The 14,164-nt window shown below is 71.2% G+C and carries 16 protein-coding genes; 11 read left to right on the top strand and 5 right to left on the bottom strand.

Going from position 1 to position 14,164, the window contains the following annotated elements; all coding sequences use genetic code 11:
• The 6 genes from ENC19_RS08425 (at nt 1) to ENC19_RS08400 (ending at nt 6,228) form a co-directional block, all read left to right on the top strand.
• Nucleotides 1-648: a histidine phosphatase family protein gene (locus ENC19_RS08425; RefSeq protein ID WP_164446559.1), complete on the top strand. Its 648-nt coding sequence runs from the start codon at nt 1-3 to the stop codon at nt 646-648.
• Nucleotide 649: 1 nt separating this feature from the next.
• Nucleotides 650-1,225, top strand: coding sequence for a TlpA family protein disulfide reductase (locus ENC19_RS08420; RefSeq protein ID WP_164446558.1), 576 nt, complete (start codon nt 650-652; stop codon nt 1,223-1,225).
• Nucleotides 1,225-2,058, top strand: coding sequence for a cytochrome c biogenesis CcdA family protein (locus ENC19_RS08415; RefSeq protein WP_164446557.1), 834 nt, complete (start codon nt 1,225-1,227; stop codon nt 2,056-2,058). The genes ENC19_RS08420 and ENC19_RS08415 overlap by 1 nt, the downstream gene beginning before the upstream one ends.
• The gene (gene resB / locus ENC19_RS08410) at nt 2,058-3,704 is read left to right on the top strand and encodes a cytochrome c biogenesis protein ResB (RefSeq protein WP_164446556.1); all 1,647 of its coding nucleotides are present in this window, start codon (nt 2,058-2,060) and stop codon (nt 3,702-3,704) included. The genes ENC19_RS08415 and resB overlap by 1 nt, the downstream gene beginning before the upstream one ends.
• The gene (gene ccsB, locus ENC19_RS08405; RefSeq protein WP_164446555.1) at nt 3,704-4,684 is read left to right on the top strand and encodes a c-type cytochrome biogenesis protein CcsB; all 981 of its coding nucleotides are present in this window, start codon (nt 3,704-3,706) and stop codon (nt 4,682-4,684) included. The genes resB and ccsB overlap by 1 nt, the downstream gene beginning before the upstream one ends.
• 62 nt (nt 4,685-4,746) lie before the next feature.
• The gene (locus ENC19_RS08400; protein ID WP_281602413.1) at nt 4,747-6,228 is read left to right on the top strand and encodes an AAA family ATPase; all 1,482 of its coding nucleotides are present in this window, start codon (nt 4,747-4,749) and stop codon (nt 6,226-6,228) included.
• 74 nt (nt 6,229-6,302) lie between these two features.
• On the opposite strand, the gene ENC19_RS08395 is transcribed toward ENC19_RS08400, so the two are convergent.
• The 3 genes from ENC19_RS08395 to ENC19_RS08385 all read right to left on the bottom strand — a co-directional run bounded on the left by ENC19_RS08395 (nt 6,303) and on the right by ENC19_RS08385 (nt 7,696).
• Complete coding sequence (locus ENC19_RS08395) at nt 6,303-6,512, bottom strand: hypothetical protein (RefSeq protein ID WP_164446553.1); 210 nt, start codon at nt 6,510-6,512, stop codon at nt 6,303-6,305.
• 85 nt (nt 6,513-6,597) lie between these two features.
• Entirely contained in the window at nt 6,598-7,203 is a 606-nt protein-coding gene (locus ENC19_RS08390) for an endonuclease V (RefSeq protein WP_235944622.1), read from the bottom strand.
• A gap of 220 nt (nt 7,204-7,423) precedes the next feature.
• A complete protein-coding gene (locus tag ENC19_RS08385) occupies nt 7,424-7,696 on the bottom strand; it encodes a hypothetical protein (RefSeq protein ID WP_164446552.1) in 273 nt (90 codons plus the stop codon).
• 222 nt (nt 7,697-7,918) lie between these two features.
• On the opposite strand from ENC19_RS08385, the gene ENC19_RS08380 reads away from it, so the two are divergent.
• Both ENC19_RS08380 and ENC19_RS08375 read left to right on the top strand, forming a co-directional pair.
• Nucleotides 7,919-8,710: a helix-turn-helix domain-containing protein gene (locus ENC19_RS08380; protein ID WP_309246231.1), complete on the top strand. Its 792-nt coding sequence runs from the start codon at nt 7,919-7,921 to the stop codon at nt 8,708-8,710.
• On the top strand, nt 8,698-8,892 hold the full coding sequence (locus ENC19_RS08375; protein WP_164446551.1) for a DUF397 domain-containing protein: 195 nt from the start codon (nt 8,698-8,700) through the stop codon (nt 8,890-8,892). The genes ENC19_RS08380 and ENC19_RS08375 overlap by 13 nt, the downstream gene beginning before the upstream one ends.
• Here ENC19_RS08375 and ENC19_RS08370 read toward each other — a convergent pair.
• Nucleotides 8,882-9,358 carry a MarR family winged helix-turn-helix transcriptional regulator gene (locus tag ENC19_RS08370; protein ID WP_164446550.1) on the bottom strand — a complete coding sequence of 159 codons (477 nt, stop codon included), beginning with the start codon at nt 9,356-9,358 and terminating at the stop codon, nt 8,882-8,884. The genes ENC19_RS08375 and ENC19_RS08370 overlap by 11 nt on opposite strands.
• 64 nt (nt 9,359-9,422) lie before the next feature.
• Here ENC19_RS08370 and ENC19_RS08365 point away from each other — a divergent pair, with 64 nt between their 5' ends.
• A complete protein-coding gene (locus tag ENC19_RS08365) occupies nt 9,423-9,983 on the top strand; it encodes a carboxymuconolactone decarboxylase family protein (RefSeq protein WP_164446549.1) in 561 nt (186 codons plus the stop codon).
• A gap of 177 nt (nt 9,984-10,160) precedes the next feature.
• Here ENC19_RS08365 and ENC19_RS08360 read toward each other — a convergent pair whose 3' ends face one another.
• A complete protein-coding gene (locus ENC19_RS08360) occupies nt 10,161-11,573 on the bottom strand; it encodes a hypothetical protein (protein ID WP_164446548.1) in 1,413 nt (470 codons plus the stop codon).
• 178 nt (nt 11,574-11,751) lie between these two features.
• Here ENC19_RS08360 and ENC19_RS08355 point away from each other — a divergent pair, with 178 nt between their 5' ends.
• Both ENC19_RS08355 and mqnP read left to right on the top strand, forming a co-directional pair.
• Nucleotides 11,752-13,212: a menaquinone biosynthesis decarboxylase gene (locus ENC19_RS08355; protein WP_164446546.1), complete on the top strand. Its 1,461-nt coding sequence runs from the start codon at nt 11,752-11,754 to the stop codon at nt 13,210-13,212.
• A complete protein-coding gene (gene mqnP / locus ENC19_RS08350) occupies nt 13,212-14,129 on the top strand; it encodes a menaquinone biosynthesis prenyltransferase MqnP (RefSeq protein ID WP_164446545.1) in 918 nt (305 codons plus the stop codon). Before ENC19_RS08355 ends, mqnP begins: the two co-directional genes overlap by 1 nt.
• Nucleotides 14,130-14,164 lie beyond the last annotated feature (35 nt).

The raw sequence follows: 14,164 nt of genomic DNA, 5'->3' as shown, positions 1-14,164 counted from the left end.
ATGGGCAAGACGGTGGTCCATGTGCTTCGGCACGGCGAGGTGTACAACCCGGAGGGCATCCTCTACGGCCGCCTGCCTGGTTTCCGCCTCAGCGAACTGGGCGTCCAGATGGCCAAGGCCGCCGCGCAGGGGCTCGCCGAACGCGAGGTCGTGCACGTGGCGGCCAGCCCGCTGGAACGCGCCCAGCAGACCGCCGAGCCGATCGCCGCCCAGTTCCGGCTGCCGGTCGGGGTGGACGAGCGACTGATCGAGAGCGCCAACTGGTTCGAGGGCAAGAAGGTCTCGCCCGGCGACGGTTCCTTCCGCGACCCGCGCAACTGGTGGGTGCTGCGTGACCCGGTGACCCCGTCGTGGGGCGAGGCGTACCGGGCGATCGCCGAGCGGATGTTCGCCGCGCTGCACGCCGCCCGGATCGCCGCCGAGGGCCGGGAGGCCGTCCTGGTCTCCCACCAGCTGCCGATCTGGACGCTGCGCCGCTACGTGGAGCGCAAGCGGCTGTGGCACGACCCACGTCGCCGGCAGTGCGGACTGGCCTCGCTCACCACGTTCCACTTCGACGGCGCCAAGATCGTCGGCATCGGCTACTCCGAGCCGGCCGCGCACCTGGTGGCGATGTCGCCGACCGCGCGGACGGCCAAGGGGGCCTGAGATGGGTGCCGGGAGGCTGGCCGCTGGCCTGCTCGCCACCGCGACCGCCGCGGTGGTCCTGACCGGCTGCACGGCCGACGGTAGGGAGTCCGCCTGCGACAGCGCTGGCGGCATCGTCGAGTGCGCCCCGGAGCAGCGCTCCGCCGCCCCGAAGATCGCCGGTGAGCTGCTGGCCGGTGGTTCCTACGACGTGGCCGACCAGCGGGGCAACGTCGTGGTGGTCAACTTCTGGGGCTCCTGGTGTGCGCCGTGCCGGGCCGAGGCCGACGACCTGGAGAACACCTACCAGGCGACGAAGGACTCCGGGGTGACCTTCCTCGGCATCAACGTGCAGGACAGCCGGGACAAGGCCATCGCCTTCGAGGAGGGCCGGGTCAGCTACCCGAGCATCTTCGACCCGGGCAGCCGGCTCGCCCTCGACATGGACATCCCGCCGAACACCATCCCGGCCACCGTCGTGCTGGACCGGGAGGGCCGCATCGCCACGGTGATCCGGGCGGCGGTCCGGCAGGAGGGGCTGCAACCCATCGTCGAGCGGATCGCCGCCGAGACACCCGCCCCGGCCGGTCAGCGCTGATGGGCGGGACATTCGGTCAGCTCGCCGAGTCCGGCCCGTTGCTGCTGGCGTTGGGCGCGGCGGCGCTGGCCGGTCTGGTCAGCTTCCTGTCGCCGTGCGTGCTGCCGCTGATGCCCGGCTACCTCTCGTACGTCACCGGCCTGGCCGGCACGGACCTCGAAGGTCGGCAGGAGCCGACGCCAGCGGAGTCACCAGGTGGCGGTGGCGTCGGCGCGGCCGTACGGGAGCGCAGCCGGGTCGTCCCAGCGGTGAAGGGCCGGGTGCTGGCCGGGACGCTGCTGTTCATCGCCGGCTTCACCGTCGTGTTCACCGCCACCGCGGTCCTGTTCAGCGGGGTCGGCCGGGTCTTCTTCGACCACGAACGGACGCTGGAGATCATCGTCGGCGGGCTCATCGTCGTGCTCGGTCTGGGCTACCTCGGTGCGCTGCCCGGGTTCCAGCGTGAGTTCCGGATCAACCGGCTACCCGCCGCCGGGCTGCTCGGCGCGCCCGTGCTCGGTGCCGTGTTCGCGCTGAGCTGGGTGCCGTGCACCGGTCCCACCCTGGCCGCGGTGCTCGGCATGGCCACCACCAGTGGGCAGACCGACCGGGCGGTGGTGCTGGCGGTGGCGTACTGCCTCGGGCTGGGCCTGCCGTTCGTCGTCTTCGGGTTGGGCTTCAACCGCCTGCTGGGGGTCTTCCGGACGGTGCGTCGGCACAGCCGCTGGGTCACCCGGATCGGCGGGGCGCTGCTGATCCTGATCGGGCTGGCGCTGGTCACCGGCGGCTGGACCAACGTGGTGATCTGGTTGCAGACCACCGTCGGGGTGGGCAACTTCGAGGTGGGCATCTGATGACCGCCGTGGATGACCGGCCCGCCACCCCGGCCGAGGCACCCCGACGCCGCCCCAACCCGCTGCTCGCTCTGCTGCGCAACTCGTGGCGGCAGCTGACCAGCATGCGTACGGCGCTGGTGCTGCTCTTCCTGCTCGCCATCGCCGCGATCCCCGGGTCGGTGCTGCCGCAGCGTGGGGTCAACCCGGAGGACGTACGCGACTTCTACACCGCCAACCCCGACCTGGCTCCGCTGCTCGACCGGGTGGGCGCGTTCGAGGCGTTCAGCTCGGTCTGGTTCTCCGCGATCTACCTGCTGCTGTTCACCTCGTTGATCGGGTGTATCACGCCCCGGTTGCGCGACCACGTCCGGGCGCTGCGGGCCCGGCCGCCGGCCGTACCGAAGCGGTTGGAGCGACTGCCGCAGCACGCGGTGGTGCCCGCGCCCGCGGGCGGCGCGGCGGCGGTCGCGGAGACGCTGCGGCGACGGCGGTGGCGGGTGGCGGTACGCGGCGACGAGGTCTCCGCCGAGAAGGGCTACCTCAAGGAGACCGGCAACCTGATCTTCCACAGCTCGATGGTGCTGGTGCTGGTCGGTGTCGCGCTCGGTTCCTGGTACGGCTGGCACGGCAACCGGCTGCTGGTCGCCGGAGCGGACCAGGTCTTCTGCAACACCCGCCAGCAGTACGCCGAGGCCAAGTTCGGACCGCGCGTCGGTGACGACCTGCCCCGGTTCTGCATGCAGTTGGACGAGTTCGACGCGCAGTTCCTGCCGAACGGCCAGGCGTCCTCGTTCAACGCGAAGGTGACCGTGGACGAGGACGGCGGCGCGCCGCGCCAGGCCGAGTTCTCGGTCAACTCACCGTTGCGCCTCGACGGCGCGAACGTCTACCTGCTCGGGCACGGCTACGCCCCGGTGATCCGGTACACCGACCGGTTCGGCCGTACGCAGACCAGCGCCGTGCCGTTCCTCACCACCGGTGACATCGGGCTGACCGGTGAGGGACTGGCCGCCTTCCCGGACGCCAACGTCGACCCGGAGACCGGCGAGCGGAACCCGGACCTCCAGGTGGCCTTCTCCGGGCTCTACCTGCCGACCGCACCGCAGCAACCGCCGTTCGTCCGCTCGGAGCATCCGACCGAGCAGAATCCGCTGCTCGACCTGGTGGCGTACCGGGGGAACCTGGGACTCGACGCCGGCATCCCCGGCTCGGTCTACCAGCTCGACCAGCGTCAGGTACGCAACGGCCGGCTCACCGAGATCGGCGCGAAGCAACTGCGGATCGGGGAGAGCTGGACGCTGGACGACGGCACCACCGTCGAGTTCGTGGGCACGCAGCGGTACATCGTGCTGTCGGTACGGCACGACCCGGGCATGATGCTGCTGCTGGTCAGCTCCATCGGGCTGGTGCTGGGGCTGATGGGTTCGCTGTTCGTCAGGCGTCGGCGGGTGTTCGTCCGGCTGCTGCCGGCTGCGCCGGGTGACCCCGGCGGTGGATCTCCGACGGGCGGTAGTAGTTTGGTCGAGGTGGCTGGTCTGCCGCGTACCGAGCATCCCGGGTTCGCCGCCGAGTTCGCCCAACTGGTCACCGCGATCGGTGGACGATCCGGTGACGCCGGCACCGACCCGGGCGCGCCGGCCCGGGCACGGGAAGGAGCCGAGTGATGTCCGCACTCTCCGATCAGCTGGTGTCGATCGCCACGCTGGTGTACCTGCTGGCGATGATCAGTCACGCCGTCGAGTACGCCCTGGGCAACTCGCGCGCCAGGGCGGTCGCGGCACCGTCCCGCGAGCTGGTCGGTGCGGGGGTGGGCGCGGGCCCGACCGTTGCGGTGACGGCTGGTGGCGCTGTGGTGGGCCCGGCCGGTCGAGCCGGACGCGCCGCGCGGCGGGCGGAGCTGGGCGGTCGGATCGCGGTCGGGTTGACCGCCGTGGCCGCCGCGCTGCACCTGGCGGCCCTGGTCACCCGCGGCCTCGCCGCCGACCGGATGCCGTGGGGCAACATGTACGAGTTCGTGCTGACGGTCTCGTTCATCGGGGTCGCCGCCTGGCTGACCGTGCTGGTGAAGTGGCCGTTCCTGCGCCGCCTCGGGCTGTTCCTGACGCTGGTGATGGTGCTGCTGGTGGCCACCGCCGAACTGGTGCTCTACACCCCGATCGTGCCGCTGGTGCCGGCGCTCAACTCGTACTGGTTCGTCGTGCACGTGTCGACGATCGTCTTCGCGTCCGGTCTGTTCCTGCTGGGCGTGGTGCCGGCGGCGGCGTACCTGATGCGGGCGGGTTACGAGGACGGCAGGCGCAGCTTCCCGTACACCCTGGCGAAGCGGCTGCCGGCGGCAGCCGGGCTGGAACGGCTCACCTTCGTGCTGCACGCCTTCTCGTTCCCGATCTTCACCTTCGCGGTCATCGCCGGGGCGATCTGGGCCGAAGCGGCCTGGGGCCGCCCGTGGGCCTGGGACCCGAAGGAGACCTGGGCGTTCATCTCCTGGGTGGTGTACGCCGGCTACCTGCACGCCCGGGCCACGCCGAGCGTGCGCCGGAGCACGGCCACCTGGCTGGCCATCCTCGGCTTCCTGACCGTGCTGATGAACCTCTTCGGCGTGAACATCTTCTTCGAGGGCCTGCACTCCTACGGCGGCCTCTGACCCGCAAGACGTATAACTGCACTTATAATAACTGTGGTTATACATCTTGCAGGATGGTGGTCGTGAGCCTCATCAAGCCTCCAGAGATCTTCGATCGAGAAGTCGAGTGGGCCGAGTTGGCCCGGTTCGCCACCGACGAACGGCCCGGCGCCACGTTGGGCGTGGTCAGCGGACGCCGCCGGCAAGGGAAGACCCTCCTGCTGTACGAGTTGGCTCGCGCCACGGGCGGCTTCTACTTCGGGGCTACCGAGGCGACTTCGACGGAATCGCTTCGGCGGCTCGGGGAGGCGCTTGGCCGGTACACGGACAGTCCAGGTCCGGTGCACCTGGCGGACTGGTCGAGTGCTGTCGACGCGCTGTTGGCCCTGGGCCGGTCTCGGCCGGTCCCGGTGGTGATCGACGAATTCCCCTACCTGGCTCGGGCGAGTCGCGACCTGCCGTCGGTGATCCAGCATGCGTTCACGCCGGGCCGACCCGAGCGGACCGGCTCGCATACCCGCCTTCTACTGTGCGGCTCCGCGCTTTCCTTCATGGGCGGGTTGCTGGCCGGCTCCGCGCCGCTCCGGGGGCGGGCCGGGCTCGAACTGCCGGTCGCTCCCCTCGACTATCGGGCGGCCGCGGCCTTCTGGGAGGTCAGTGATCCGTTGCTCGCGGCCAAGGTGTTCGCAATCGTGGGTGGCACACCGGCCTATCGCCGGGAGTACGTCCAGGACGACGCACCGGAAGGGCCTGACGACTTCGATGACTGGGTGGTGCGTGCCGTGCTGAATCCCGCCCGGCCGCTCTTCCGCGAGGCGCGGTACCTCCTCGCTGAGGATCCGGATCTGCGGGACGCGGCGCTCTATCACTCCGTTCTCGCGGCGGTGGCCGAGGGGAACGGCACGCGCGGCGGGATCGCTGGCTTCATCGGGCGCAAGAGCACTGACCTGCACCACCCGCTCACCGTGCTGGAGGATGCCGGTCTCCTGGTTCGGGAGCCGGACCCGCTGCGTAGCGGCCGTAGCCGTTACCGCATCAACGAGCCCTTGATTACCTTCTATCAGGCGGTCATGCGGCCGGCCTGGACGGCCTTGGAGCAGCGGCGGGGCCCGGAGGTCTGGCGACGTTCCCAGCGGCGGTACGCCAGCGCGGTGCTCGGTCCGTCGTTCGAAGAGGTGGTCCGGCAGTGGGCAGTACGTTTCGCCGCTCCCGAGACGTTTGGCGGCATCGCCGCCGAGGCGAGTCCCGCCGTTCTCGTCGATCAGGTCAGCCGGACCAGTCTGGAACTGGACCTCGTCGCGCTCGGCGAGCCGCCACTCGGCGACGGGCCACGCCCGCTGCTCGCCGTCGGCGAAGTCAAGTGGGGGCGGATGTTGGGCCTGGCTGACCTGGACCGGCTCGCCCGGGCGCGAGACCTGCTCGTCGCTCGTCCTGGTCTGGACGCCCGGGACACCCGGTTGCTGCTGGCCAGTGGCGCGGGGTTCACCGATGACCTGTGGGCGGCCAGCCGCCACCGGTCCGACGTGATCCTCGCCGACCCCACGCGTCTCTACACCGCAGACTGACCCGTGACCTGGATCTGTCGATGTTCCGCCGATGCTGCGGTGAGGCGCGCACCCATGGCCACCATGCTGCCGTCTCAGCTTGGATCTAGGGCCGACAGCGGCCGGTGCAGGGTGTCGCTCACCCGCAGGGTGACCTGGTAGGCGACCTCCGGTACATCGGACAGCTCGATGCGCTCGGACCGCAGTGCGAGCTGTGCGTGCAACTCGCGGGCGATGGCGTCGCGCAGCTCGACCTGTAGCGGCGACAGCCCGTCCGGCTGGCCCACGACGTACGCATCCGACATGCCGTAATGCTGTCGTCGCCCGCCGTCCCGGTCCACTGCTGGTGAGATTTCCCCCAGGTGCGTCGAGATCTTGGACATTTCCCGGTCAGCGGAGGGCTTGGCGGGAGAGGAAGTCGGCTCGGCGGATCACCTCGGGCAGGCGGTAGCGGCGGCTCAGATCGAGCGTGATCGTGGTCGCCAGGTCGAGGCTGGTGCGGTGACCGACCGAGACGAACACCGGCTTGACGTCGGTCTGGGTACGCAGCACCCGACCCAGCACCTCGTCGCCCTCGCGCAGCGGCGACCAGTCGCCCCGCCGGGTGCCCGGCTCGTCGTACGCACCGACGAAGGGCGTCTTCGCCACCCCGAAGGTGGGCAGCCCGGTCAGCACGCCCAGGTGGCAGGCGAGCCCGAACCGCCGGGGATGGGCGACGCCGTACCCGTCGCAGACCACCACCTCGGGCTGGTGGTCGAGCCGGCCCAGCGCCGTCAACAGGATCGGCACCTCCCGGAAGGCCAGCAGCCCCGGCACGTACGGGAAGCTCACCTGGCCGGGTACCACGGCTGACTCCACCTCGGCACCGTCGGCCAGGTCGATGACCACAGCGGCGGCGACGATCCGGGGCGAGTCCTTGTGGTACGACACGTCCACACCCGCGACCAGCCTCGGCGCGACGTCCACGCAGTCATCCAGGTCGAGGCGCTGCCGCAACTCCTGCTGGATCCGCTCCGCCTCCGCCACAGACTCCGGGGAGGTGGCCGCTGCGCCCAGTTCCTCGGCGGTGGCCGCTGCGCCCAGTTCCTCGACCACCGCCGGCTCGTCGTCGGAGCAAGGCCGGTCGGCGGGGACGGTCGTCATGAGGTGCGAGCGTACGACCAATCGGTACCTGACAGGTCGTCGCCGACGGCCCGACGGCCGGGCGGCCGGGCGGTCAGTCGGTGGGTTGTGGGCGGGGTGCGCGGGGCGCGGCCCAGCCGAGGAATCGGTCGTGCAGCGCGGCCGGCTTCGGTGCGTCGTGCGGGTTGAGGCGGTACAGGTCGTCGACGGCGTCGTACAGCATCCCGGCCAGGTAGATCGACAGGGCCACGTGGCTGTCCCGGTACTCGGCGAGAAGGGCCAGCCGGGCGGTGGCGCAGGGCCACGGTGCGGCGCAGGCTCGACACAGCCAGAGCGGCCGGAGCGGTACGTGGAACCGCGCGGTCATCTGCCTACCTCCTCTGGAGGCGGGGCCGTCCGTCGCCGACGTGCCGGACGGCCCCGCTTCGGTCGCGCCCGTCCTTTTCGGGTCGGATCCGGGCGGTTCCGATGGGGACAGTCTGGCCAGATGCCGACTACGCTCGGAAGGCAATCGATCGCCCTGTGTGCCTGGCGTGGCCGCCGGTGAGGGCGGTGAGAACGCGGGACACGTGGGTGAGGAGTGGTGCGGGTGGACGAGCGGTCGCGGGTGCTGATCGAGGAGCTACGGCACATGCGGGCGGCGCGCAAGGTGACCCAGGAGGAGCTGGCTCGGGCGATCAACTACTCGCCGTCCACGGTGGCCATGGTGGAGACCGAGGCGCGCAAGCCGCCACCCGACTTCTGGGAGCGGGCGGACGCGGCGCTCGACACCGGTGGCGCGTTCGTCCGGATGCTGGCCCGGCTCGGTTCGCCGCAGTGGATGCGGGAGTGGGAGGCCAACGAGCGGCAGGCCACCGTGCTGCGCTCGTTCCAGAACACGGTGGTGCCGGGGCTGCTGCAAACCTCGGCGTACGCCCGCGCGCTGTTCCGCAGCGTCGGCCTCTACGACGACGCGGAGGTGGAGCGGCGGGTGGAGGCGCGACTGGCCCGGCAGGCGGTGCTCGCCGGCGAGCGACCGCCGCAACTGGTCACCGTGCTCGACGAGCACGTGCTGCGCCGGCCGGTCGGTGGGCCGGTGGTGATGCGCGAGCAACTGTGGCGGCTGGTCAAGCTGGCCACCGAGCACGCCCGGGTACGGCTGCACGTGGTGCCCGCCTCGGTCGGCGCGTATCCGGGTGTCGCCGGGGCGTTCGTGCTGGCTACCCTTCCGGGTGGGGAGGATGTGGCCTATCTGGACGATCAGCTCAAGGGGCAGGTGATCGACCACACCGAGGACGTGCTGGCGATCCGGGCCTCCTGGGAGGCGATCCAGGGCGAGGCGTTGCCGCCCCGGCAGTCGATCGAGTTGTTGACGGAGGTGGCGGAGTCATGGCGGAGCTGACCGACGCCCGGTGGCGCACCAGCACCCGGAGCAGCACCAACGGCGGAGACTGCGTCGAGGTGGCCGACAACCTGCCCGGCCTGGTCGCGGTCCGGGACAGCAAGGACCGCGACGGCGCGGTGCTGACCTTCGGCCCGGCGGCCTGGCGGGCGTTCCTGGAGGTGCTCCCGGTCAGCCGGTGAACCACCCCGGGATGTCGAGCCGGAACCAGTTGGCGGGGGTGACTCTCCGCAGGTCGTCCTCGATGGCGGCCACCCGATCCGCGCCGAGCGCTTCCGTCCAGCGCTGCCGCAGCTCGTCGAAGACGACCGCCGACCGGCGCAGCCCGTCGAGCCCGTACGGGGTCAGCCGGACCAGCTTGCGCCGGGCGTCGCGGGGGTCGTCGGCGCGTTCCAGGTAGCCGAGGGCGACCAGTCGGTCGACGGTCTTGCCGGCGGCCTGCTTGGAGACGCCCAGTCGGTTGCCCAGTTCGGAGGCGGTGGTGCCGTCGGTGCCGACGGCCTGGAGCACGAAACCGTGCAGCGGACGCAACTCCGGATGGCCCTGCCGGGCCAGCTCGGCGTGCAGGTCGTCGATGAGCGTCCGGAAACCGGCAAGCAGCAGCAGCGGCAGCACGAAGCCGGGGCGCGGGGGATCAGGCGTTGGCAATTTCGACAACCTGGTTTACGGTTTGGTCAACCACGTTGACCAAACTACGGCAAGGGGTGTCACCATGTCCACGTACGCCTTCACCACCCACACCGTCGACACCGCTCCGGAGGCCGCCCGGCCCACCATGGCCGGGGTGCACCGCAGGATCGGTTACCTGCCCGGCGCGGTCGGCCTGATGGCCGAGTCGCCCGAACTGCTCACCGGCTTCCTGACCGCGAACGCCAGCTTCGAGAGCTGCGGGCTGGACCCGATCCAGCGGGAGGTCGTGGTGCTCACGGTCGCCGGCCGCAACGAATGCCACCTCTGCGTGGTCATGCACACCGCCACCCTCGTCCGGCACGGCGCCGCCGCCGAGCTGATCGACGCGCTGCGCGTGGGAGCGACGCTGCCCGACGAGCGGCTGGAGGCGCTGCGGTGCTTCACCCTGGCCGTGCTCGACAACCGGGGTGCGGTGCCCGACGAGGAGCTGGCCGCCTTCCTGGCCGCCGGCTACCAGCCCCGGCACGCCCTGGACGTGGTGCTCGGCGTCGGCACGTACACCATCTCCACCTTCGCCAACCGCCTCACCCGGGCACCGATCGACCCGCCCCTGACCGCGTACGCGTGGCAGCCGGCTGCCTGACCGGGGCGGGACGGGGGTGCGCCCGGCTGGGCGGAGCAAGCATCGCGAAATCTGCCGGATGGCGGTGCCCCCGCGATCCGTTCACGCTCTCAGCTCGACAGGCCCGGACCCAGCCCAGGCGAGCCTCGCCTGGGCCGGGTCCGCCGCGGCCCGGTCGCGGGGCGCGAACCAGCACGTTCAGGACTGGGCGTACACGACGACCGGGGCCTCGTCGTTGTCGGCGTCGTCATCCCACCAGGACCGGTACGGCCCGGGGGCGTTCAGGCTCACCGCGCCGGCCTCGCCGCCCGCGGCGGTGATCCGGACACCGAAGTCCACCTGGTAGGTCTCGCCGGCGGCGAATACCGAGCTGGGCACCGCGCAGCGGTACCGGGTGGCACCGAGCAGCGGCTCGCCGCCGTACCAACCGTCCTCCGACTCGTACAGGGCGAAACAGGACGCGGGCACCGACTCCACGGTCACCCCGGCCGGCACCTTCAGGTAGAAGGGCGCCACCTCGCCTCCGCCGCTGCGGAAGTCGTCGAGGCTGCCGGCACCGTTGTTGCGAACTCCGGCCCGCAGGACCGCCGAACCGTCGACCGGGCCGACGACCGGCTCGGCCAGAGCGGCCAGGTCCAGGCTGTTCGGCACGTCGTCGACGTAGAAGGACGCCCAGTTGTCGCTCGGATCGATCTCCCTGGTCAGGGCGCGGGCCGCCGTGGACGTGGTCCGGCTGGGTCGTAGCTTCAGCTCGGTGCCGCCCTCCGGACGGTGGTAGCCGAGCTGCTCCGGCAGCGGCGCGGCACCGGCCAGCGGCTCGACGAACTGGTCGAGGCTCTCCCCGGCGTACGCCGAGCTGCCGATCTCGAAGCCGAAGCCGCCCGGCACCTCCATCGTCGTCCCCGGCCGGACCCGCCCGGTGAGGTCGCAGACGACCGAGGTGCGGTGCCCGGTGAGCGGCGCGTACCAGCAGTTCGACCAGGTGGACGGGGTCAGCCCGGAGGAGAGGGTGAAGGTGACCCGGACTCCCCGGCTGGTCCGGTTGCCGAGGTTGGTGAGCCGGATCGGTGCGGCCAACCGGTCGCCGACGGCGGCGCTGTCCACCCGGCCGTCGCCCAGGTTGACCAGATCCGCTCCGTTGCTGACGGAGACCGTCGCCGTCGCCACCGAGGGCTCGGCGTTGTCGGCCAACGCCTGGTAGACGACGCTGGCGCTGTCGCCCCGGGTGGCGCCGTCCGCTGGCCGGAACAGCACCGGGATGCTGCCGGCCTGGAGGCTGGCGGTCGGGTCGACATCCGGCGGGAGCGGGCAGGTGATCTGGGTGCCGGCGGCGGTGCACCAGGCAGGGAACTCGGCGGTGGCGACGCCGGCCAGATCGCTCAGGTCGACCACGACCCGGGGGTTCACCGTGTCCTGCGCGTACACGTAGAGGGGCTTGACCTTGCCCGGAGCCCCGGAGGCCCCGATCACCACATCGTCGAGCTGGGCCTGGAACCAACCGGACCCGGTCTCGGCGTGGGCCGGGGCTCCGAACGCCATGGCCGAGGCGGCGACCGCCAGCGCCACGGCGGACCGCCCCGCCCGGACGCGCGGACTACGCACAGATCGCATCTGACTCCTTCAACCGAGGGACCCGCGACGGCACACCGGCGCCCTGCGCGCCAGGCCGGTCGGGAGTCATGAGCTTAGATCTGGAGTGCGACACCCGATGCCCCGTGCGAGGTGATCCCCGACCGAAAGTCCGCCCGCGCTTGGCAGGCCGGTCGGGCGGTGCGGGAGACTTGCGGGCATGGCGGCTCGTGGCTTCCCGTACACCGATCTGAAGGACTTCCTCGCGGCGCTGGAGCGCGCGGGTGAACTGCGGCGCGTCGGCGTCCCGGTCGACCCGACGCTGGAGATCAGCGAGATCGTCACCCGGACGGTGCGGGCCGACGGGCCGGCGCTGCTGTTCGAGCAGCCCACCCGGGGTGAGATGCCGGTGGCGATCAACCTGTTCGGCACCGAGAAGCGCACCGCGATGGCGCTCGGCGTCGAGTCGCTGGACGAGATCGGCAACCGGATCGGTGAGATGCTCAAGCCGGAACTGCCGGTGGGCTTCTCCGGCATGATGGGCGGCCTGGGCAAGGTCATGCAGCTCACTTCGATGCCGCCGAAGAAGGTCAGGACCGCCCCCTGCCAGCAGGTGGTCTACCGGGGTGACGACGTCGACCTGAACCGGCTGCCCGGGCTCCAGGTGTGGCCGGGCGACGGTGGGACCTTCCACAACTTCGGGCTGACCCACACCAAGCATCCGGAGACCGGCAAGCGGAACCTGGGCCTCTACCGGCTCCAGCAGCACAGCCACAACACGCTCGGCATGCACTGGCAGATCCACAAGAACTCCACCGCGCACCACGCCGTCGCCGAGCGGCTCGGCCAGCGGCTGCCGGTCGCCATCGCCATCGGCTGCGACCCGGTGGTCAGCTACGCCTCCAGCGCGCCGCTGCCGGCCGACATCGACGAGTACCTGTTCGCCGGCTTCCTGCGCGGCGAACGGGTGGAGATGGTCGACTGCCTGACCGTGCCGTTGCAGGTGCCGGCGCACGCCCAGGTGGTGCTGGAGGGCTACCTGGAGCCGGGTGAGCGGCTGCCGGAGGGCCCGTTCGGCGACCACACCGGCTTCTACACCCCGGTCGAGCCGTTCCCGGTGCTGCACGTCGAGGCGATGACCACGCAACGCGACCCGGTCTACCACTCGATCGTCACCTCGAAGCCGCCGCAGGAGGACCACGGCCTCGGTAAGGCCACCGAGCGGATCTTCGCGCCGCTGCTGCGGTTCCTGATCCCGGACATCGTCGACTACGACCTGCCGGCCGCCGGTGTCTTCCACAACTGCGCGATCGTGTCGATCCGCAAGCGCTACCCGAAGCACGCCCAGAAGGTGATGAACGCGATCTGGGGCGCGCACATGATGTCGCTGACCAAGCTGATCGTGATCGTCGACGAGGACTGCGACGTGCACGACTACCGCGAGGTCGCCTTCCGCGCGTTCGGCAACGTCGACTACGCCCGGGACCTGCTGCTCACCGAGGGCCCGGTGGACCACCTGGATCATTCGTCGTACCAGCAGTTCTGGGGTGGCAAGGCCGGCATCGACGCCACCCGCAAGCTCCCGGAGGAGGGTTACCACCGGGGCTGGCCCGAGGAGATGACCATGGCCCCCGAGGTCGTCTCCCTGGTCGACAAGCGCTGGAAGGAGTACGGCATCTGATGGCGACCGCCGCCGCTGCGCAGCCGACCGAGCGCCCCGGGCGCGTGAAGTCCTTCCTCAAGCTCGTGGCGATCGAGCACTCGGTGTTCGCGCTGCCGTTCGCGTACCTGTCGGCGTTGGCCGCGATGCAGGTCAACGGAGGGCGGGTGCGGTGGCTGGACCTGCTGCTGATCACCGTGGCGATGGTGGGGGCGCGGACGTTCGCGATGGCCGCGAACCGGATCCTGGATCGCCGGATCGACGCGCGGAATCCACGTACCGCGAACCGGGAACTGGTGACCGGGGCGGTGAGCCTGAGGACGGCCTGGACCGGCGCGGGCGTGGCGCTGGTGGTCTTCCTGGTCGCCGCCGCCCTGCTCAACCCGCTCGTCCTGGCGCTCGCGCCGCTGGCCGTGGTGCCGCTTGTGGTCTACCCGTACGGCAAGCGGTTCACCAACTGGCCGCACGCCATCCTGGCCGTCGCACAGATGGTCGGCCCGGTCGGCGCCTGGCTCGCGGTGACCGGCACCTTCGCCGGCTCGGGACCGGCCTGGCTGCTCGGTGCCGCCGTCGGCCTGTGGATCGGTGGATTCGACCTGATCTACGCCTGCCAGGACGCCGAGGTCGACCGCGAGATCGGCGTGCGCAGCGTGCCGGCCCGCTACGGCCTGCGCTTCGCCCTGCACGCCTCCACCGTCGCGCACGTGGTCACCTTCGCGTTGTTCGGCTGGTTCGGCGTGCTCATCGGCTTCGGCTGGCTCTGGTGGATCGGACTGGCCCTCACCGCGGTCGCCTTCGGCTACCAGCACCTGGTGGTCACGCCGACCGACCTGAGCCGGGTCAACCGGGCGTTCTTCACCGCGAACGGCTTCGTCGGCATCGCGTTGTTCGCCTTCGCCCTGCTCGACCTGGTCGTCCGGCTCGGCCTGCGCGCCTGACCGACCGGCTCGGCTCACGCGCCGGGCCGACCGGC

Origin of the sequence: Verrucosispora sioxanthis (assembly GCF_010560025.1) — a bacterium.
GTDB lineage: Bacteria > Actinomycetota > Actinomycetes > Mycobacteriales > Micromonosporaceae > Micromonospora > Micromonospora palythoicola.
Note: the sequence above shows the minus strand (reverse complement) of the source record. Positions and strands in the feature narration are given on the sequence as shown.

Bases quoted from the DNA above. Each gene is read 5' to 3' on its own strand.
- ENC19_RS08425 (WP_164446559.1), top strand. From the start codon at position 1: ATGGGCAAGACGGTGGTCCATGTGCTTCGGCACGGCGAGGTGTACAAC.
- ENC19_RS08420 (WP_164446558.1), top strand. From the start codon at position 650: ATGGGTGCCGGGAGGCTGGCCGCTGGCCTGCTCGCCACCGCGACCGCC.
- ENC19_RS08415 (WP_164446557.1), top strand. From the start codon at position 1,225: ATGGGCGGGACATTCGGTCAGCTCGCCGAGTCCGGCCCGTTGCTGCTG.
- resB (WP_164446556.1), top strand. From the start codon at position 2,058: ATGACCGCCGTGGATGACCGGCCCGCCACCCCGGCCGAGGCACCCCGA.
- ccsB (WP_164446555.1), top strand. From the start codon at position 3,704: ATGTCCGCACTCTCCGATCAGCTGGTGTCGATCGCCACGCTGGTGTAC.
- ENC19_RS08395 (WP_164446553.1), bottom strand. From the start codon at position 6,512: ATGTCGGATGCGTACGTCGTGGGCCAGCCGGACGGGCTGTCGCCGCTA.
- ENC19_RS08385 (WP_164446552.1), bottom strand. From the start codon at position 7,696: ATGACCGCGCGGTTCCACGTACCGCTCCGGCCGCTCTGGCTGTGTCGA.
- ENC19_RS08375 (WP_164446551.1), top strand. From the start codon at position 8,698: ATGGCGGAGCTGACCGACGCCCGGTGGCGCACCAGCACCCGGAGCAGC.
- ENC19_RS08365 (WP_164446549.1), top strand. From the start codon at position 9,423: ATGTCCACGTACGCCTTCACCACCCACACCGTCGACACCGCTCCGGAG.
- ENC19_RS08360 (WP_164446548.1), bottom strand. From the start codon at position 11,573: ATGCGATCTGTGCGTAGTCCGCGCGTCCGGGCGGGGCGGTCCGCCGTG.
- ENC19_RS08355 (WP_164446546.1), top strand. From the start codon at position 11,752: ATGGCGGCTCGTGGCTTCCCGTACACCGATCTGAAGGACTTCCTCGCG.
- mqnP (WP_164446545.1), top strand. From the start codon at position 13,212: ATGGCGACCGCCGCCGCTGCGCAGCCGACCGAGCGCCCCGGGCGCGTG.